The sequence below is a fragment of the Ruegeria sp. O11 genome (assembly GCF_056535285.1).
Genome location: NZ_JBQERS010000005.1, coordinates 148,806 through 168,790 on the forward strand (window position 1 = coordinate 148,806; position 19,985 = coordinate 168,790).

The 19,985-nt window shown below is 57.1% G+C and carries 19 protein-coding genes; 7 read left to right on the top strand and 12 right to left on the bottom strand.

Annotated elements, in window-relative coordinates; all coding sequences use genetic code 11:
* Window positions 1–4: 4 nt before the first annotated feature.
* The 4 genes from ACRZ91_RS12315 to ACRZ91_RS12330 form a co-directional block, all read right to left on the bottom strand.
* Window positions 5–601 carry a LolA family protein gene (locus ACRZ91_RS12315; protein ID WP_480905710.1) on the bottom strand — a complete coding sequence of 199 codons (597 nt, stop codon included), beginning with the start codon at window positions 599–601 and terminating at the stop codon, window positions 5–7.
* Between the two features lie 39 nt (window positions 602–640).
* Window positions 641–3,532 carry a DNA translocase FtsK gene (locus tag ACRZ91_RS12320; RefSeq protein WP_480905713.1) on the bottom strand — a complete coding sequence of 964 codons (2,892 nt, stop codon included), beginning with the start codon at window positions 3,530–3,532 and terminating at the stop codon, window positions 641–643.
* 14 nt (window positions 3,533–3,546) lie between these two features.
* On the bottom strand, window positions 3,547–4,728 hold the full coding sequence (locus ACRZ91_RS12325) for an aminotransferase class I/II-fold pyridoxal phosphate-dependent enzyme (protein ID WP_480905904.1): 1,182 nt from the start codon (window positions 4,726–4,728) through the stop codon (window positions 3,547–3,549).
* Window positions 4,729–4,836: 108 nt separating this feature from the next.
* Window positions 4,837–6,165, bottom strand: a complete 1,329-nt coding sequence (locus ACRZ91_RS12330; protein WP_480905716.1) for an amidase — start codon at window positions 6,163–6,165, stop codon at window positions 4,837–4,839.
* A 51-nt stretch (window positions 6,166–6,216) separates the two neighbouring features.
* Between ACRZ91_RS12330 and ACRZ91_RS12335 the strand changes: the two genes are divergently transcribed.
* Complete coding sequence (locus tag ACRZ91_RS12335) at window positions 6,217–7,479, top strand: FAD-dependent monooxygenase (RefSeq protein ID WP_480905719.1); 1,263 nt, start codon at window positions 6,217–6,219, stop codon at window positions 7,477–7,479.
* Here the strand turns inward: ACRZ91_RS12335 and ACRZ91_RS12340 are convergent.
* From ACRZ91_RS12340 to ACRZ91_RS12365, 6 genes are all read right to left on the bottom strand, one after another.
* Window positions 7,476–7,661 (bottom strand): Trm112 family protein, encoded by a 186-nt coding sequence (locus ACRZ91_RS12340; protein ID WP_010440817.1) that lies wholly within the window; start codon window positions 7,659–7,661, stop codon window positions 7,476–7,478. The two genes, ACRZ91_RS12335 and ACRZ91_RS12340, sit on opposite strands and share 4 nt — an antisense overlap.
* Window positions 7,658–8,299: an LON peptidase substrate-binding domain-containing protein gene (locus ACRZ91_RS12345; protein WP_010440815.1), complete on the bottom strand. Its 642-nt coding sequence runs from the start codon at window positions 8,297–8,299 to the stop codon at window positions 7,658–7,660. Before ACRZ91_RS12345 ends, ACRZ91_RS12340 begins: the two co-directional genes overlap by 4 nt.
* Before the next feature lie 27 nt (window positions 8,300–8,326).
* Window positions 8,327–9,244, bottom strand: a complete 918-nt coding sequence (locus tag ACRZ91_RS12350) for a tetratricopeptide repeat protein (RefSeq protein ID WP_170476264.1) — start codon at window positions 9,242–9,244, stop codon at window positions 8,327–8,329.
* Between the two features lie 87 nt (window positions 9,245–9,331).
* Window positions 9,332–10,120: an exodeoxyribonuclease III gene (locus ACRZ91_RS12355; RefSeq protein WP_480905723.1), complete on the bottom strand. Its 789-nt coding sequence runs from the start codon at window positions 10,118–10,120 to the stop codon at window positions 9,332–9,334.
* Window positions 10,121–10,234: 114 nt separating this feature from the next.
* Window positions 10,235–10,702, bottom strand: a complete 468-nt coding sequence (locus tag ACRZ91_RS12360) for a GNAT family N-acetyltransferase (protein ID WP_480905725.1) — start codon at window positions 10,700–10,702, stop codon at window positions 10,235–10,237.
* A gap of 188 nt (window positions 10,703–10,890) precedes the next feature.
* Window positions 10,891–11,577 (bottom strand): response regulator transcription factor, encoded by a 687-nt coding sequence (locus tag ACRZ91_RS12365; RefSeq protein ID WP_008756096.1) that lies wholly within the window; start codon window positions 11,575–11,577, stop codon window positions 10,891–10,893.
* Window positions 11,578–11,738: 161 nt separating this feature from the next.
* Between ACRZ91_RS12365 and ribA the strand changes: the two genes are divergently transcribed.
* The gene (ribA, locus tag ACRZ91_RS12370) at window positions 11,739–12,833 is read left to right on the top strand and encodes a GTP cyclohydrolase II (protein ID WP_260023277.1); all 1,095 of its coding nucleotides are present in this window, start codon (window positions 11,739–11,741) and stop codon (window positions 12,831–12,833) included.
* Window positions 12,830–13,330 carry a L,D-transpeptidase family protein gene (locus ACRZ91_RS12375; protein ID WP_029621876.1) on the top strand — a complete coding sequence of 167 codons (501 nt, stop codon included), beginning with the start codon at window positions 12,830–12,832 and terminating at the stop codon, window positions 13,328–13,330. The genes ribA and ACRZ91_RS12375 overlap by 4 nt, the downstream gene beginning before the upstream one ends.
* On the opposite strand, the gene ACRZ91_RS12380 is transcribed toward ACRZ91_RS12375, so the two are convergent.
* Together ACRZ91_RS12380 and ACRZ91_RS12385 are read right to left on the bottom strand one after the other, a co-directional pair.
* On the bottom strand, window positions 13,314–13,973 hold the full coding sequence (locus ACRZ91_RS12380; RefSeq protein WP_480905729.1) for a YggS family pyridoxal phosphate-dependent enzyme: 660 nt from the start codon (window positions 13,971–13,973) through the stop codon (window positions 13,314–13,316). The two genes, ACRZ91_RS12375 and ACRZ91_RS12380, sit on opposite strands and share 17 nt — an antisense overlap.
* Before the next feature lie 102 nt (window positions 13,974–14,075).
* Window positions 14,076–15,083: a porin gene (locus ACRZ91_RS12385; protein ID WP_260023281.1), complete on the bottom strand. Its 1,008-nt coding sequence runs from the start codon at window positions 15,081–15,083 to the stop codon at window positions 14,076–14,078.
* A 282-nt stretch (window positions 15,084–15,365) separates the two neighbouring features.
* Here ACRZ91_RS12385 and ACRZ91_RS12390 point away from each other — a divergent pair, with 282 nt between their 5' ends.
* The 4 genes from ACRZ91_RS12390 to holA all read left to right on the top strand — a co-directional run bounded on the left by ACRZ91_RS12390 (window position 15,366) and on the right by holA (window position 19,982).
* Entirely contained in the window at window positions 15,366–15,854 is a 489-nt protein-coding gene (locus ACRZ91_RS12390) for a DUF3576 domain-containing protein (protein ID WP_010440798.1), read from the top strand.
* Between the two features lie 72 nt (window positions 15,855–15,926).
* Window positions 15,927–18,479 carry a leucine--tRNA ligase gene (leuS, locus tag ACRZ91_RS12395; protein WP_480905733.1) on the top strand — a complete coding sequence of 851 codons (2,553 nt, stop codon included), beginning with the start codon at window positions 15,927–15,929 and terminating at the stop codon, window positions 18,477–18,479.
* Entirely contained in the window at window positions 18,466–18,957 is a 492-nt protein-coding gene (lptE, locus tag ACRZ91_RS12400; protein WP_170545248.1) for an LPS assembly lipoprotein LptE, read from the top strand. Before leuS ends, lptE begins: the two co-directional genes overlap by 14 nt.
* Window positions 18,954–19,982, top strand: a complete 1,029-nt coding sequence (holA, locus tag ACRZ91_RS12405; protein ID WP_480905736.1) for a DNA polymerase III subunit delta — start codon at window positions 18,954–18,956, stop codon at window positions 19,980–19,982. The genes lptE and holA overlap by 4 nt, the downstream gene beginning before the upstream one ends.
* The last annotated feature ends 3 nt before the right edge of the window (window positions 19,983–19,985 follow it).

The window sequence follows — 19,985 nt, forward strand, 5'->3', positions numbered from 1 at the left end:
CGCTTCAGCGATTGCTTGACCCGATTCTGGCCTTGTTAGAAAATACATTCGAATCGAGGATCCCCCCCTCGGTCAGAGGCCCAAGCAGAACGGTCGTCCGACTGCCTGCGTTGTCGTGTATCACCCATTTGCGCAGCTCAACCGGATCGGAAGTAAACATCAGTTCGATCCGGCCGCTTTCAGGGTTCTTGGGGTCCTGAGCCGTGACAATCGTAGCTGTTCCGTCAAAGTCGTGACCCACGACCATGTTGGCTTGTGCAAGATTGACATTGCGCGCCAAAACCAGAGACAGCGGGGTACGTTTCAAAGGGTACTGCTCGGGCGGTTGGTTCGATTTGGGGTCGAATATCTGCACCGTTCCGGCCCGTGCTAAAACCACCGCGTCATTTGGCGGATCATATTCAAACCGCATCTTACCCGGGCGCTGCAACCACAGCTTTCCGGTGCTCAACGAGCCATCATCATTTACTTGCGTGAAGGTGGTCTGAACCGTTTTCAACTGATTCAGATAGTTAGAGATCTGCGACAGCGGCAGCTTGTCCGCCGCCCATGCGGCAGGTGCGGCCAGTGTCAGAGCTAGGGCAAAAGCAATCTGTTTCATACGCCCCAGATAAGCGTTCTGCCCTTGTTATTAAATATCCTATTGCTCGGGGACGAGGATTTCACGTTTGCCCACGTGATTTGCCCCGGAAACAACGCCTTCGTCTTCCATCTGCTCAACAAGCCGCGCCGCTTTGTTATAGCCAATGGCGAGTTTCCGCTGAATGTACGAGGTTGAACATTTGCGATCCTTGATCACAATCGCCACCGCCTGATCATAAAGGGCGTCTTCTCCGTTGGTGTTACCACCGGTGTTCAGGCCCAGAACAGCATCGATATTGTCAGCCTTTTCCTCAGCCGGGCCATCGACTACGCCGCTCATGTAATCTGGCGGACCGAACTGTTTCAGGTGGTTAACGATTTCCTCAACCTCTTCATCCGAGACAAACGGACCGTGGCAACGGGTGATCTTGGCCCCGCCCGCCATATAAAGCATATCGCCCTGCCCCAGCAGCTGCTCGGCACCCATCTCGCCCAGAATGGTGCGGCTGTCGACTTTCGAAGTCACCTGGAACGAAATCCGGGTCGGGAAGTTTGCCTTGATCGTACCGGTGATCACGTCGACCGACGGGCGCTGAGTGGCCATGATCAGGTGAATACCCGAGGCCCGCGCCATCTGCGCCAGACGCTGGATACAGGCCTCAATCTCTTTACCTGCGACCATCATCAGGTCGGCCATCTCATCGACGATGACGACGATATAAGGCATTGCCTCAGGCGCGAATTCCTCGGTCTCGAACATCGGCTCGCCGGTTTCATCGTCGAATCCGGTCTGGACCGTACGGCTGAACATCTCACCCTTGGCCAGCGCGTCTTTCACACGGCCATTGTAGCCCGCGATGTTGCGCACGCCCATTTTGGACATCTTGCGATATCGGTCTTCCATCTCGCCCACGACCCATTTCAGAGCGACGACCGCCTTTTTCGGATCGGTCACAACGGGTGAGAGTAGGTGCGGAATACCGTCATAAACGGACAGTTCCAACATCTTCGGGTCAATCATGATCAGGCGGCATTCATCCGGCGTCAGCTTATAAAGCAGCGACAGGATCATCGTGTTGATCGCTACCGACTTACCGGAACCGGTTGTACCAGCAATCAGTAGATGAGGCATCTTTGCGAGGTTCGCTACGACAGACTCACCGCCGATATCCTTACCTAACGCCAGCGGCAGCGCGTGATTTCCATCGCCGAAATCACGGCTGGCGAGGATTTCGCGCAGCACCACCATCTCACGATTTTCATTCGGCAGTTCGATCCCGATCACCGAACGCCCCGGCAGAGTCGACACCCGCGCCGACAGGGCCGACATCGAGCGCGCGATATCGTCCGCCAAACCAATCACACGGCTGGCTTTCAGGCCCGGAGCCGGTTCAAGTTCGTACATTGTGACCACGGGGCCGGGGCGGACGCTGACAATCTCACCCTTGACGCCATAATCATCCAGTACGTTTTCCAGCATCCGCGCATTTTCCTCCAGCGCCTCATCACTCAGGTGATGACGCTGAATGCTGGCCGGGTTTGACAACAAGCCCAGCGGTGGCAGTTCGAAATCGGAATGCCGCTCCTCAAATGAAAGTGTCGGCTGCGCCTCGGCCTGTGCCCGGCGCGAAGGCGGGGGAGTGCGCCGAACCGGCTGAGCCACTACGGGCTTACGCGGTTCAGCCACCGGTATCTTAACCGCCTGCCGTGGTTGCGGCGCCTGTTCAGGGGCATCCTCAAACACTGCCTCGTCTTCATAGTCCGGTTCGGCCACAAAATCAGCCTGAGCCAAATAAGACGCCTCAGAACCAGCAGTCATCGGTGGTTCGGGGGGCAAACCGGCAGATGTCATCGGAGGCTCCGGTGGCAATTCATCTGCCACGCCAGAGTTCAATATCAGCGGATCCGGGCCCCTACCCCGCCCTTTGGTCAATGGCAGGCTCGGATCAGGTTCAGGCGTCAACTCCCCTGCCGCAACCTTACGATTGCGTACCGCAGCCGAAATCTTGGACCGAATACGATCTTCGCCGGGCATATCGTAATAGCCTTCGACAGCGACGGTCTCGATCAACTCGGGTTCGGGCATCGGTTCGGGTCGGCGGATCAGCGATGGCATCCGCGCCAGAAGACCTGTCTTAGCTGCGGGCTCCTGAATTTCGGGCTCAGGGTCTTCAAAAACAGGATCTGCATAGGCCAGATCATCATCAAAATCCGCCTGCACCGCTACTGCGCGTTCTGCTTTACGCTCGGCCCACTGCGCCTTTCGATCGCGCGCAGCCTGTGCGGTCGCGGTCGCCCCTCGGCCCAGCGCATTCATCAGCAAGTCATAAGCCATGACCAGCCCCAACAAGAAGGCCCGGAAACCATTGCGCACATCGACTTTGGTAAAACCCAACACGAAAACGCCCAGCGCCAGCATCCCAACCGCCATCGCGAGCGACATCAGCTTGACAAGAAAATGGGAAGAGATCGGCAACAGCGTCAACAAAGCGCCCATCACCGTGTCGCCAAACAGACCGCCCAGCCCATAGCTATGCGTAGCCCGCCACTCAACACCCGGCACCAGCGTCGCTGCGTATACGGCCAGAACTGCAATCCAGATCGGAGCAAAAATCAAACGGGCAATGGCGCGATCTTCGCCAAAATGACCAGCAAAGCGCACGCCCCAGGTGACCAATACCAACGCGACACCCAGGCTGCCCCACCCCACGATCATGAACAACGGTGCGGCGATCGAGGCCCCGATGCGCCCCATCCAATTCTGCACCGGTGCGTCGGTTGAGACCATCCAGTTCGGATCGTCAGGCGTATAGGACCATACCATCGCGGCGGCTGCGAGCCCCAACAAGATCAGAGCGATCCCGATCAGTTCCTTACTGCGCCGTTCGATGGCGGCTTGCGTGGTGCTGTCCAGCAGCGGGTCACGGTTGCGCGCGTTCAATGATGCCATTTTGCCCTCGTACCTCACGAATAGACGCAGTCGCGGAGTGTAACTAACCCGCGCTTCATCTCTGTTTTTGGGGCCACCATAGCGACCCTGATAAATTGCTCGCCCGGGTTTTGCCCCGGATCACCTTGGGAAAGATATGCGCCCGGCAGAACCCGAACGCCGGTTTCCTGCCAAAGCTTCAATGCGGTTTCTTCGCCGTTTTCGACCGGCAGCCACAGGAAGAACCCGGCCTCAGGCGGCATGTAACCCTGCACACCTGCAAAGACCTCATCCGCGATGGCGTATTTCTCCTGATAGAGAGCGCGGTTCTCCTGCACATGCACCTCATCGGCCCAGACTTTGGCGGCGGCGGTCTGCAACGGTGCAGGCAAGGGGGCACCCGCATAGCTGCGCAACAGCTTGACCTGTTTTATTGTCTCAGGCCCACCCGCGATCAGCCCGGACCGCAATCCGGCCAGATTTGATCGCTTGGACAGTGAGTTGAACAGAGTAACCCGCTCGGGATCAGCACCCAGCTTCTGTGCAACGGTCAGCGCACCGACCGGAGCGGCGTCGCGGTAGATCTCGGAGTAACACTCATCGGCAAAGATGCGAAAATCGTATTTCTCGGCCAATTGGATCAGTTCAGCCCAATAGTCTCGCGATGCGACTGCCCCCTGAGGGTTCGCGGGTGAACAGATATAGGCGACGGCCGTGCGATTCAGCACCTCTTCGGGCAAACTGGTGTAGTCCGGCAAATGGCTGGTCGCAGCGGTTGCAGACACAAAATAGGGCTGCGCTCCGACCGAGATCGAGGCGACCATATAGACCTGATAAAATGGGTTAGGGCACAGAATGATCGGCTGCTGGCCGTTCTTCTGTTCAGGGCACAGTGCCATCGCGGCATTGTACAACCCCTCGCGGGTGCCGTTCAGAGCCATCACATTGGTATCTGCATCCATCGACACGCCATAGCGGCGGTTGACCCAGTCAGCGATTGCAGCGCGCAATTCGGGCGAGCCCTCGTTTGGCGGATAGCCTTGAAATCCGGCGGCGTTTTCCATGATTACGTCGGTTACCCAGGGCGGGAAATCGTGCTTGGGCTCGCCAATGGTCATGTGAACGATATCGCCACCCGGTTGATGATGATCCAACAGGGCGCGCAGACGCGGGAATGCATATTCCGGTAGGTTCGAAAACCGCTCGGGGTAATTCATCATACTGCCTCAATATCGGGGTCATTTTGCGCCCCGTTTCTTGGCAGATTACAGATCGACCCGGGTCTCGTCCAGACAAAGAGGTTCCGAATCAGGGGATTGTGGCATTCAGGTCAAAACACCTTCGGCGGCTGATCCGAGCCGTAACAAGGCCTCTTCCGACCCCGGATAGCCCAGCATCATCAGCCCGCAACCGGGTGTTCCCGTGGGCAATGTCAGCGCCGCAAGTCCCATCAGATTTCCAATCCTTGTGTTTCGGAGGGCCAAGAGATTTTCGGTGACATAGTAGTTATGATCATTCATCAACCGGTCGAGATTGGGCGGTAGGATCGGCGCCGTTGGCGCAAGCACCGCGTCAAACCCGGCGGTCGCCGCGTCCCAGGCCTGACGGCAGGCAGTCAGCATTGACCAGGCAGCCACGTAATCCGGGCCGGTATAGGCTTTGCCCATGCGGAACCGTTCCAGGATTTCGGGATACATCGCTTCAGGGTTCGCTTCGATCACGTCGCGCCACAGACCATAGGCTTCGGTCGTATAAAGCACACCTGAAAGTCCCATCGCATCATTCAACTCGGGCACTTCAAGCGGAACAATCTCGGCCCCTGCCTCTTTCAGACGCACTAGCGCCTCATCATAGGCCTTGGCAGGCGCCTCGCGCAGATCATCTTTGGCCACGTTCTGCAAATCAGCAAAGCGGCGACCTTTCAAAGAGGCCCCGCGCAGATCAGCCGGGGCTGTGCCCTCCAGCGTAGCCAGCATATGAGCGGCATCCTCAACAGACCTTGTCAAAGGCCCGACCGTATCGAATTTCAGGCAAAGCGGTACGACGCCTTCGAGGCTAACGCGCCCTGCCGTGGTTTTGAGCCCCACAAGATCGTTCCATGCAGAAGGAATGCGCACCGATCCGCCTGTGTCTGATCCGATGCCACCAGCCGCAAGACCCCATGCCACCGAGGCCCCTGCCCCTGAGGATGAACCTCCGGGTACGGCCTCTTCGTCATTCACACACGGAGGTGTGGCCGTCACAGGGTTGAGGCCCAAACCCGAGAACGCCAATTCGCTCATATGCGTTTTACCCAAACAGACCGTGCCCATCGCGGTCGCGTTCCGTACCACCTGCGCGTCAGAATCGGGCACGCGGCCTTTTAGCAGGGCCGAACCTGCCTCGGTTCCGACGCCTGCCGTGTCAAACAGGTCTTTCCAGCTGATCGGAACTCCATCAAGCAATGATCGACGCAGGCCAAGTTTGACCCGCTCTTGCGCTGCTTGTGCCTCGGCGCGGGCGCGATCGTGGGTAACACAGGCGTAAATGCGATCGCGATGAGGGTGAGCGTCAATCGCCGCCAGGTAAGTTTCGGTCAGCTCTACCGGATCGATCTGCCCCATTCCGATACCACGGCCCAAATCACATGCCGTCATGGTCAGCCAGTCTTGCATCCGGTCCCCTCCAGTTAACTCCGTGTCCGGACGGTAGCGACAGGACCGCACATGGACAATCCCGAATGGGCACGCATATTGCAGCACATGGAACACAGATCCGACATCCTGATTGTTGGCGGTGGCCTGAATGGCCCCGCTCTTGCGCTGGCGCTGGCTCAGACCGGGCATTCAGTCACCGTAGTTGATGCTCTGGCAGAGAAGGTTCGCAAGAACGCGGCCTTTGATGGGCGTGCTTACGCACTGGCGCTGGCCTCGCAACGTCTTCTGGACGCAATCGGCGTTTGGGAGAAGGTCGAAGAACATGCCCAGCCCATGCTCGAAATTAAGGTCACCGATGGCCATGCCGGTGCAGGCCCGTCCCCGTTCTTCATGCATTTCGATCATGCTGAGATCGAAGAAGGTCCAATGGGCTATATGGTCGAAGACCGTCACCTTCGGCGTGCCTTTCTGGAAGCCATGGCCGAACATGCCGGGATCACCGAAATCAGCGGCAAAACTGTTGTATCTCAGGACATCACAGCACTCGGAGCGACGCTGACGCTGGATGACGATTCGACTCTGGCTGGCAATCTTTTGGTCGGTTGCGATGGTCGTCGCAGTGGGACTGCAGCGCGCGCTGGAATAAAGCGCACGGGCTGGGACTATGGCCAGACCGCTTTGGTTTGCGCCATAGAACACGAACTGCCCCATCACGGAATTGCCCATCAATTCTTCATGCCGCCCGGCCCGCTGGCGATTCTGCCTCTGACCGGCAACCGTAGTTCCATCGTGTGGAGCGAACGCAGCGAGACGGCCAAACAAATCAATGCCCTGCCCGAGGCAGACTACCTGCAGGTCCTGCGCCCGCGCTTTGGTGATTTCCTTGGGGACATCCATCTGCAAGGCGACCGGTTCACATATCCGCTGAACCTGACAATTGCCAATTCCTTCATAGCGGATCGACTGGCCTTGGTCGGAGACGCCGCCCACGGTATGCACCCCATTGCCGGGCAAGGCCTCAACGCGGGACTGCGCGATGTGGGGGCCTTGGCCGAGGTCCTGACTCTTGCAGGCCGACGTGGCGAAGATATCGGATCAACGCTGGTACTGGACCGTTATCAGGAGTGGCGTCGGTTCGACACCGCCTCGCTCGCAATGGCGACGGATGTGTTCAACAAGCTGTTTTCAAACGACAACCCTCTACTCCGCATGGGCCGGGATATCGGTATGGGCATTGTCGGATCTCTGCCCGGGCTGCGCCGGGGCTTTGTGCGCGAGGCAGCAGGGCTGACCGGTGATCTGCCGAAACTGCTGCAAGGGCGCCCGATTTAATCCAGTTCGCGCGCCTCATCCACAAGCATCACCGGGATACCGTTGCGGATCGGGAAGGCTAGCCCGGCGGCTTTGGACACGAGTTCCTGCCGCTCGGCATCATAGTGCAGCGTCGTGTGCGTCTGCGGACAAATCAACGCCTCAAGCATATGGCGATCAAAAGCGTGTTCGGGTGTGCTCATTGCAGATGTTCCTCATTCGATCCGCCACGCATGGCGAACTCAATCAATGTCACCAAGGTCTCGCGCCGGGTACGCAGGCAGGGGGCTTCAAGCAGGGCCTGCTTCTCCTCAGGGTCGAATTCGAGCATCATCGACAGCGAATTGACCAAAAGCTCGTCGTCTGCGTCTTTCATCGTGTCCCAATCGGTCGACAACTGGCGCGATGAGAAAAACCGTTCCAGTAGTTTTAGGAACCTGTTTCGATCAAAACCATCATCCACTTCGGCCTTGCCCAAATCACGGTCGAACCCATCCCACGACACCGAGGCGCGCCGATAAGGGGTGAAACTGTCCAGTTCTGATTTGACCCTAAAACGCGATATACCAGTCAGAGTGATCAGATAGCGACCATCTTCAGTCTCGGAAAACTGTGTGATGCGGCCAGCGCAACCGATTTGATGCAGCTTGGTCTCGTCCCCCTGACAGGTGTTCGGCTGCACCATCCCAATCAGCCGCTCCGACGTTTTAAGCGCGTCATCCAGCATCTGGAGATAGCGCGGCTCAAAAATGTGCAGCGGTAGGCGCGAGCGCGGCAACAGCAGCGCTCCGGGCAGAGGAAACACAGACACCGTTTCCGGCAGATCAGCAGGGTGCATCATGTAGACGAGTGTAGCCCTGATCGGAATTTAGGCAAATATCATCGAGCTGAGCTTGCGCCGTCCGTTCAACACGATCGGATCATTGGGCTTGAGCGCATCGAAGATCGTGAAGAGCTGAGCCTTGGCCGCGCCCTCATTCCATTCACGATCGCGGCGGAACAGTTCGAGCAATTGAGCGACCGCCTCTTCAACATCACCGTTGGCATGCAAGGCCTGCGCAAGATCAAATCGGGCTTGATGGTTGTCAGGCTCAGCCTCAACCGCCGCAGTCAATTCACCAACCGGCCCCGCATCCGCCGCCTGTTTGGCCAGTTCGAGCTGCGCATGGGCTGCTTCAACCTCGGGTGAAGTTGAAATCTCGGCCGGGGCACCGTTGAGGATGGCTTCGGCCTGATCCAGATCACCCAGCGCGATATGCGCCCGTACTAGCCCGCCATAAGCTGCAGCGTGGTTGGCATCCTCGCCCAGAATAGCAGCAAAGGTTTGCGCCGCGTCAACAGCCGCCCCTTCAGTCAACATTTCTTCTGCGGCCTGAACCGCATCGTCCAGCTGATTACCGGGGCTCTCGCCACCTGCGGCTTCGATCACGCGATCAATAAATGCCTTGATCTCAGACCCTGGCAATGCGCCTTGAAATCCGTCAATTGGTTGACCCTTGTGAAAGGCATAGACGGTTGGAATCGACTGAACACGCAGTTGTCCAGCAATCATCTGAGCCTCATCCACGTTGATCTTGACCATCTTGACCGCGCCCTTGGCTGCGGTCACAGCCTCTTCCAGTGCCGGGCCCAGCGTTTTGCAAGGACCGCACCATGGAGCCCAGAAATCGACGATGATCGGCATCTCTTGCGAGGCTTCGACCACATCGGCCATAAAAGTGGCCTCGGTCCCATCCTTGATCAGATCAGTGGTATCAGGGCTGGCTGCGCCGTTCAGAAGATCCATGGTATTTACTCTCAGGTTCGTATTTGCGCTCTATATGCAGCCCCGCAGTTCAGAAACCAAGGGCTGAGTCGAGCGTTTTTACATCAATCAGACGTCGAATGTCGCAAAAACCGGCGCGTGATCGCTTGGTTTCTCCCATCCACGCGCATCGCGCAAAACTCGGCTGGAATGGCCAGCGTTCGAGATATCAGGCGTGGCCCAGACATGATCCAGCCTGCGCCCCTTATCTGCCGCGTCCCAATCCCGCGCACGGTATGACCACCAGCTATAAAGCTGCCCTTCGGGGATATCCTGCCGGGTAATATCGACCCAGCCACCCGCATCCTGCGTCTCGGCTAGCGCTTCAACTTCGATCGGCGTATGCGAAACCACCTTGAGCAGTTGTTTGTGCGACCAGACATCATCTTCGCGCGGGGCAATATTTAAATCGCCAACCAGTATGGACTTTTCCGGCTTCTCTGCATGGAACCAGTCCCGCATATCGGTCAGGTAGTCCAGTTTCTGACCAAATTTCTCGTTCACCTCGCGATCCGGGACATCACCTCCGGCAGGAACATAGAAATTGTGGATGGTCACACCATTATCCAGCCGACCCGCGATATGGCGTGCATGACCCAATCCCGCGAAATCTTTGTCCCCCACTTCCTCTAGCGGCAGCCGGGACAGGATGGCGACACCGTTATAGCCCTTCTGCCCCCGCGCGATCAAATGCGTGTAGCCAAGCTCGGCAAAGCCCTCGGTCGGGATCTTGTCGACCGGCGACTTGCATTCCTGCAAACACAGCACATCTGGCGCCTCTTCCTGCAGCAATTTCAGCACGATAGGCTCACGCAGGCGGACCGAGTTGATGTTCCATGTGGCAAGGGTAAAGGGCATATCGGAAAGTTCCTTTGTCTCGATTTGCGCAGGTTAGCGCGCGACTGTGAGCGGCGCCATGGGAAAAGACCGACAAATCGGATCCTATTGCGTGAAACAGCATGTATCGGGCTTTCAGCCTGTTTTAATACGATACTTTCTGAACTTCGCACCCTCATACTCGATTTCACCGATATAGTGGGCACCCAACCGTGCCAAAGCCCCCAATTTTCGACGCGATAGAGGCAGTAAAAACGTCACGAACGGGATGCGCGGGTCCGCAATAGCAAATTCAATTGCCTGTCGCGTGATCCGCGAGCCTAATCCAAAATATTCAGGCCTCAGAACCAAACCATAGTCCCACTCGTCGCCTTCTTTTTGGAACCCACCCCAACCTATGTATGTATCGCCCTGCAATATTGCCCAATGCCCAAGCCCGTCACGCACCCAGTACTCTTCCTTGACCTGAACAAATTGGACGACGGCTACGTTGTCCCATCCGCTTGTTAACAGAGGCAAATGTTCAGCCAGGCGAGGATCAGACATGTGCGAAAGAATATCTTGCGGATCAACCTCGGGTAGGCGTGTAAAGGTCAGTTTCATCTCAATCTCTGATCGTGACAACATAGTAGAATTCAGGCGATCAATTGGCTGAGCGTTAAAAAAAGCCGGGCCATGGGGCCCGGCAGTCCAACAGGGAGGTGCATGTCATAACCCGGACATGCGCGGGTTGGGAGTAATCTAAAGATACCTACAGGGTATCACTTTGATCCAAGTCAATCCACCATTAGTCAAGCAACAAGGCGATATCCGCCCGATTCTGTGACCAAAAGGCGCGCATTTGACGGGTCGGGTTCGATCTTCTGACGTAGACGGTAGATGTGTGTTTCCAATGTGTGCGTCGTAACACCGGCGTTATAACCCCACACTTCGTGCAGCAGGACATCGCGCGCGACAACGCCATCGGTCGACCGATAGAGAAACTTGAGAATGTTTGTCTCTTTCTCAGTCAGACGGATCTTGCGATCATCTTCGGTCATCAGCATCTTCATCGCTGGCTTGAAGGTGTAGGGGCCAAGAACAAATACTGCATCCTCGGATTGTTCGTGTTGACGCAGTTGGGCCCGAATGCGTGCCAAAAGAACCGGGAATTTGAAAGGCTTGCTGACATAGTCGTTTGCACCTGCATCCAGGCCAAGGATCGTATCGGCATCACTGTCGTGCCCGGTCAGCATCAGTACAGGGCTTTTAACACCTTGCTTGCGCATCAGGCGGCACAGCTCGCGGCCATCGGTATCGGGCAGGCCGACATCTAGAATAACCAGATCATAAATCGCTTCGCGTGCACGCTCCATTGCGGATTGACCATCTGATGCTTCGAACACATCAAAATCTTCAGTCATCACGAGTTGCTCGCTGAGCGCTTCGCGCAAATCTTCGTCATCATCCACCAGCAGGATTTTCTTGAGCTGAGCCATGTCCGGTCCTCCTAAGCCTTTTCCATCACTTGCGTACGGAGAATGCAATCAGCAAGATATACTGCAGTCGCCTCACGGCCTCGTGTCTGTCGCATAGGAATTGTTTCACATTTCCCATTGATCAGGGTAGGAGAAAGACAAATCGTTATAGGGTAACATACATGAGTCTCGTCCCCAACATAACTGAACTGCTGGCGCGGGCGCGGGCCGACCTGCGAATGGGTGTTCCTGTCGTTCTAACGGATGAACTGGGATTCGGTGTTCTTGCGTTCGCTACGGAAACGCTGAGCCCGCAGAGACTGGCAGACTTGCGTACCCTTGGTGGAGAACCGGTTGTGGCCATTACAATGCGGCGCGCCGAAACACTAAAAGCGCGCGCGTATGACGGCGATCTGGCCCGGGTCATGATCCCGGCGGATGCCGAGCTAAGCTGGGTCCAGGCAGTCGCAGACCCCTCGGACGATCTGAACGCGCCCATGAAAGGGCCGTTGATGACCCAGCGGCAGGGCAGCGCAAATTTGCACCGGATCGCGATTGCGTTGGCCAAATCGGCCCAACTGCTACCCGCGACTGTGGTCGTCCCCATCGATGAAAGCCATGAGTTTGCAGCAACGCACGGGCTGACCCGTATCGATCATGCACGCGCGGCACCACATCTGACCGATCGAAGCGCGTTGCATCCTGTCGTCGCCGCGCGCCTTCCGATGGAAGTTTCAGAGGCTGGTCGCCTGCACGTATTCCGCCCCGAAGACGGCGGAGAGGAACATTACGCCGTTGAGATCGGACGCCCGGACCGAGACAAACCCGTCCTCGCTCGGCTGCATTCAGCCTGTTTTACCGGTGATCTTATGGGCAGCCTGAAATGCGACTGCGGTCCGCAATTGCGCGGGGCTTTAACTCAGATGGGCGCCGAAGGTGCGGGGGTACTGCTCTATCTGAATCAGGAAGGGCGCGGCATTGGCCTCGCCAACAAGATGCGCGCCTATTTTTTACAAGATCAGGGCTTTGATACGGTTGAAGCCAATCATCGATTGGGTTTCGAAGATGACGAGCGGGATTTTCGACTGGGGTCTGACATCCTGAAGTCTCTGGGGTTCAGTTCGGTGCGTCTGCTAACCAACAACCCCGCTAAGATCGCGATGATGGAGCGAACCGGAATCGCCGTCACTGAACGCGTTCCGCTGAAGGTGGGCGAAACCGATTTCAACCGCTCATATCTTGCAACCAAAGCGGCGAAATCGGGTCATTTACTGTGACACCACGCGATCTGGTTCTAACACCTCGGGGCATACGGTTTCTGGGGCGCATGTTCCCCTGTGCGATAGGCAGGGGATCTTTGAGTCGAACCAAACGGGAAGGTGATGGGGCTACACCTGTGGGCGCACATCATATTGTCGGGATGCTCTACCGCGCTGACCGAATGTCGCGGCCCGCTTCTTGGGCGCGCCCTATCGGAACAAACGATTTATGGTCAGACGACGTAGAAGACACCGCCTATAATCATCTGGTTCATGCGCCTCACGGCTACAGCCACGAAAAACTGCGTCGTCCCGATCCGTTGTACGATCTGATACTTATAACCGACTGGAATTACCCTGACTCGATACCCGGTCAAGGTTCGGCCATATTCCTGCATCAGTGGCGACGACCGCGCTATCCCACAGAAGGCTGCATCGCCTTCCGGCGCGACCATCTACGATGGATCGCGCGGCAGATTGCACCGGGTAATCGGCTGATCATTCCTCAGGCTTAACGCGCGCACCAAAGATGGCTGATCCGACACGAACGTGAGTCGCGCCCAAGGCAATTGCGGATTCGAAATCGCTGCTCATCCCCATCGATAACCCGTCCAACCCGTTCCTTTCGGCTATTTTTGCCAAAAGCGCGAAGTGCAGCGCGGGTTCTTCTTCGACCGGTGGTATGCACATCAATCCACGAATGGGCAAGTCAAGGCCCCGGCATTCAGCGATAAGTGTATCCGCATCAAGTGGAAGTACGCCTGCCTTCTGATCCTCTTCTCCCGTATTGACCTGAATGAACAGATCCGGGCACTTGCCCATCTCTTGCGCCAATCTCGCCAGTGTTTTCGCAAGCTTAGGCCGGTCGACCGAATGGATAGCATCGCAAAGCTCGATCGCCTGCCGTGCCTTGTTGGTCTGCAGCGGTCCGATCAAATGCAAATCGACATCTGGATAACTTTCCCGGAACGCGGGCCATTTGCCCGCTGCCTCCTGAACCCGGTTCTCTCCAAAACACCGATGGCCCTGTTGCAAAACGGCTTCGACCCGATCGTTGGGTTGAACCTTGGAAACCGCGATCAACTTTACAGACCCAGTGGCGCGCCCGGATGCGGATTCCGCTTTTGCGATACGGTCGGTGATATCTTGCAGCGACATGGGGCCTCTCATTCTGCGTTTGCTGCAGCAAAACACCATGTAGCCGAAAAAGAAAAGGGCAGGTCCGAAGACCTGCCCTTAAACCTTGCGGTTCAAATCAACTTAGAAGTTGAAGTTGACACCGAAGTCTGCGCGAACGCGGCTGTCGCCGTCACCAGCTTTGGTGTTGCCCAGACCACCTTTCAGCGACACACCGCCACCCAGGTCATGGATGAAGCCGATGCCGTACTGCTGGGTATCGTCGTCTGCGCTACCGTCACCGTAAGCAGCGGTCAGAGTGGTTGCCGCGCCAAAGTTGTAGGCCAGCGAGAAACCATACGCGGTGCCATTCAGGTTATCTGCTGCAACGTCATCGTCAGCTACAAACAGGGTACCGTTGAAGTCGCCGAAGTCAGCACCCAGGGTCAGTACAGTCAGAGTGTCTTTCTCACCACCGAACGGACGGTCGGTCTGACCATAGGCCAGAGCGGCTGTGACGTTGCCGAAGGTGTAAGTTGCACTGATATCCCAGCGGTCGCCGCTGTCGGTGTCTGCACCGGCAGTTGCGGTTTCAGCAAAAGTGGCTTGGTCATACGACGCGCCAAAGGCGAAATCGCCAACTGCGTACTGGAAGAACACAGCGTTCGAACCTGAACCGGTCGACGAGAATGCCAGGAAGTTGTAGTCAACAGCGGCATACTGACCGATGAAGAATTCCAGGCCAGGCTCGTTACCGTAGTAGTTTGCCAGGTTGTCGAAGGCACCCGATACGTTGCCCGCGTCAACACGCAGACCGCCGTAGATTGCCGAGAAGCGCGCGCCGCTCAGCTGAGCTGTGCCTGCTTCGCCGTTGCCGGCGTTTTCGTCAGCTTGCAGACGAACACGAGCCGAGAACTCAACACCACCGTCGGTTTCTGCGGTGCCGTCGATGTTCAGACGGAAACGCGAGATCAGGATTGTGTTGTCGGTGTCAACGCCAGAAGCGGTGCCGCCATCAATCGAATCAACGGTGCCGGTACGGTCTTCCAGGTAACCAATACCAAAGCGGCCATAACCGCTGAATTTAACGTCGGCCGCTGCAACACTTGCGGTTGCGATCAGAGCGGTCGATGCGAAGAGAACTTTTTTCATCTTGTTTCCCTCGGTTTCAAAGATATTTCTACTCGACACATGCAAAGCACGCGTCTCAGCACGGACATCGTTTCGCTTTTTTTACCCCGGTTGCGCAAGCTTGGCATAAACGCTCTGCCGTCATTCAGATCGAATTGGTGCAAGGATGCCACAGTCGATTTTCCGCCAGGTCCTGCGGGTAACTCACGCCCATATGTAAAGAATAGGCTTGTTGCAGCACCACTCCTTGTCTAGGAGTGACATTCAAACAGTACAAAACAAGTAAAACAGGACCTTCCAACGATGCGCCTGATAACGATTCTGGGTTTGATCATGGTGACGGCGACTGTCTCTGCCTGTAGCCGCGGGCGACTGCCGCCAGGGGACGCCAGCGTTTTGACCGTTGATGGCAGCTCGTCAGAAGAGCGTGAGCTGAATGATCCGAATCGTACGACGATATGGGACATCTTCGGCCCGGACACATCCGAGCAGGTAACGCAGGTAAACCGCTATCTTTGGGCCGCGTCCCTGGACGTGCTGAATTTCCTGCCCATTGAAGAGGTTGATCCGTTTACAGGTGTGATCGTTACCGGTTACGGAAGGCCGCCCGGCGGCGGGCGGTCGTATCGCGCAACGGTACATATTAGTGATCCAGCGCTCGAAGCGCGCTCACTTTCTGTTGCGCTTCAAACCAGTGGCGGTTCCCCGGTCAGTGCGGCAACTTCCCGCGCGGTTGAGGATGCAATCCTATCCCGGGCCCGTCAGCTACGGATTGCTGACAACAAGTTCTAGCAACCCGCAAGAAATCACAATAATACAACGCCGGGTTCATGCCCGGCGTTTTCATTCACGAAGGACCGCACCATGTCGCGCTACTCGGCCAACGAAATCGAAGCAAAATGGCAAGAGGCCTGGGACAAGGCCGGAATCTTCACCGCCAACCACAAGGCGGACAAGCCGAAATACTACGTGCTTGAAATGTTCCCCTATCCCTCAGGCCGCATTCATATGGGGCATGTGCGCAACTATACGATGGGCGACGTGATCGCGCGGCATAAACTGGCGACCGGACATAACGTGCTACATCCGATGGGCTGGGATGCCTTCGGAATGCCAGCCGAAAATGCCGCGATGGCAATCGGCGGCCACCCTAAAGACTGGACCTACGGCAACATCGCCGACATGCGCGGACAGATGAAACCGCTGGGCCTGTCGATCGATTGGTCACGTGAATTTGCCACCTGTGATCCGGAATACTACGGCCAACAGCAAGCGCTGTTCCTAGATATGCTTGAGGCCGGTCTTGTCTACCGCAAGAACGCCGTAGTGAACTGGGACCCGGTCGACATGACCGTTTTGGCCAATGAACAGGTGGAAAACGGCCGTGGCTGGCGTTCGGGCGCCTTAGTGGAGCGTCGGGAACTGACTCAGTGGTTCTTCAAGATCTCGGATTATTCCGAGGAGCTACTCGACGCGCTGGACACGCTGGATAACTGGCCCGCCAAGGTGCGCCTGATGCAAGAAAACTGGATAGGCAAGTCGCGCGGCCTTCAGTTTGGGTTCGAACGAACCGATGGCGAAGAGCCTATCACCGTCTATACGACTCGTCCCGACACGCTGCTGGGGGCATCTTTTGTTGGCATCTCGCCTGATCACCCGATCGCCAAGCAGCTTGAGGCCGATAACCCCGAAGTTGCTGAATTTGTTGCCGAATGCCGCAAGGGTGGCACGACCGAAGAAGCCATCGAAACGGCCGAAAAGCTGGGTTACGACACCGGCATCCGCGTCAAGCACCCTTTGGACCCGAACTGGGAGCTGCCGGTTTGGATCGCCAACTTCATCCTCATGGACTATGGCACCGGCGCGATCTTCGCCTGCCCCGCCCATGACCAGCGCGATCTGGATTTCTGCCGCAAATACGACCTGCCGGTGATCGACACGTTCTTCGCACTGGACAGTGACACACCGGTCGACAAAATCGCCTTTGTGCCGCCTAAGACCGAAAAGGTCCGCTGGGTGAAACATTTTGCCGGTCTGACCGAGGCGACCGGTGATGAGGCGATTAACGCGACGGTCGATTTCGCCGAAAAAGCAGGATGGGGTGAAGGCGTCACTAAGTACCGCCTGCGCGACTGGGGTCTGAGCCGTCAGCGGTATTGGGGTTGCCCGATTCCCGTGGTCCATTGTGACAAATGCGGCACCGTGCCCGAGAAGAAAGAGAATCTGCCAATTCAGCTACCCTATGACGGTGGCAACGGCGAACCAATCGACTTTTCGATCCCTGGCAACCCGCTGGACCGTCACCCCAACTGGCGTGACACCCCTTGCCCGTCCTGCGGCGCACCGGCCAAGCGTGAAACCGACACGATGGACACGTTCGTCGATTCGTCGTGGTATTTCGCCCGTTTCACTGCGCCGCGCGCGGAATCGCCTACCGATCTTGCCGAAGCCGAGTATTGGATGAACGTCGACCAGTATATCGGTGGGATCGAACACGCGATTCTGCACCTGCTCTATTCCCGTTTCTTCGCGCGGGCGATGAACATCACTGGCCACCTGCCGAAAAAAGCCATCGAGCCCTTCAATGCGCTATTCACGCAAGGCATGGTCACGCACGAGATCTACCAGACGCGCGATGCCAAGGGCCGACCGGTCTACCACCTGCCCGAGGATGTGACCGACGGCAAATTGGCCGACGGCACCGAGGTAGAGATCATCCCTTCGGCCAAGATGTCGAAATCCAAGAAAAACGTGGTTGATCCGGTAAGCATCATCTCGGCCTTCGGTGCCGATACCGCGCGCTGGTTCGTGCTGTCCGATTCGCCACCCGAACGCGACGTGGAATGGACCGCGTCCGGCGCTGAAGCCGCGTTCAAGCACCTGAGCCGCGTCTACCGGATCGCATTGGAAATCGTCGGGTCGGACGTGGCCGCTAATGCCGAGGACGAAGCGCTACTGCGCGAGATGCACAAAGCCATTCACGATGTGTCAGGCGGCGTCGAATCCTTCGGCTTCAACGCCTCGATCGCCAAGCTTTATGCCTTCACCAACACGCTGGCGAAATCAAAGGCGGGCACCGCAGCCAAGCGCGAGGCCGCAAAAACGCTGGCACAGCTTATGTCGCCCATGACCCCTCACCTGTCAGAAGAGCTTTGGCAGATGCTGGACGGCGAAGGTTTGGTCGCAACAGCTCCGTGGCCTGTGGCCGATGAGGCGATGCTGGTTGATGACACCATCACCCTGCCCATTCAGATCAACGGCAAGCGCCGTGCAGAAATCAGCGTTCCGAAAGACATGGACAAGGCAGAGGTTGAAAAAATCGCGCTCAGCACCGAAGCTGTGCAAAAGGCGCTGGATGGCGCTGCTCCGAAGAAAGTGATCGTTGTTCCGGGCCGAATCGTAAATGTCGTCGTTTGATCGCAGAACCTTGCTGTTGATGCCGCTAGCGCTTGCCGCTTGCGGGTTCGAGCCGGTCTATGCACCCGGTGGATCAGGCTCGGCTCTGGATGGCAAGGTCGAGGTATCAGCACCGAATACGGTCGAAAGTTTTCTGCTGGTACAGAATCTTGAGCGTAAATTGGGCCGAAGCGCGACCTCCGGCAATGAATACAAACTAGATGTCGTGGTTTCGACGGTCACCCGCCGAGCCTCAATCACGACGGCAAATGAAACCAATCGCTACACGATTGATGGCAATGCCAGATACGAGTTGAAGTCCGACGCGACCGGGCAGGTCCTTGCCTCTGGACGGGTCACAGATTTCGTCGGTTATTCTGCCGCTGGCTCGACCGTCTCAACATTGGCTGATGAACGCGACGCGACCGAGAGATTGATGGTGATCCTGGCCGATCAGATCGTAAATCGTCTATATGCCACACCGGGCCTGTCCGCATGAAGCTGAGCCCGCGCGAGGCTGAGGGATATTTTGCCAAGCCGGATGAGGGCAAAGCGGGTCTGCTGATCTACGGCGCGGACGCCATGCGGGTTGCCCTGAAACGCCAACAGGTACTGGCCGCCCTGCTTGGACCCGGCGCGGAAGAAGAAATGCGCCTGACCCGAATCCCTGGAAGCGAGCTGCGCAGCGACCCGGCCTTGTTGCTGGACGCAGTAAAGGCGGTCGGGTTTTTTCCCGGACCACGCGCGGTATTTGTCGAAGACACGACAGATATGGCAGCGCCCGCGATTCTCGGCGCTTTGGAAGACTGGGATCATGGCGACGCTCAAATCGTTGTAACCGCTGGTCAGCTCAAACCCAGCTCAAAAATCCGCAAAGCGTTTGAGGCGAACCCGGCAGCGTACGCCGTTGGTATCTATGATGATCCACCCTCTCGGGCCGAGGTAGAACGAATTCTAGCGCAAGCCGGATTACAGAATATTCCGCGTGATTCGATGTCGGCCCTCAGCGAGCTCGCCATGGCGCTTAGCCCCGGCGATTTCACGCAAACTGTAGAGAAACTGTCACTTTACAAGCGTGGCGACACAAGCGAACTGATCATAGAAGATATCGAGGCATGTGCGCCAAGGTCGACTGAGGCCGCGCTGGATGATGTGTTGAACGTTGTCGCCGAAGGCCGTGCACAAGAGATCGGGCCATTGATCCGGCGGTTGCAGGCGCAGGGCACCAATGCGGTAACTTTGTGTATCGGTGCCACGCGACATTTCCGGACTCTTTATGCCTGTGCGTCAGATCCAGGCGGGGCGGCACAGGGAATCGGCAAATTGCGCCCTCCGGTCTATGGCAAACGGCGCGATCGGATCTTACGGCAAGCCCAGGGTTGGGGGGCACAGAAATTGCAGACCGCATTAACGGTTCTGACCGATACTGATCTGTCCTTGCGCTCGGCTGGCCAAACCGCACCAGCAATGGCGCTGGTGGAGAGGGCCATGATCCGCTTGGCAATGCTGGCCAGATCCGGCTGAAGC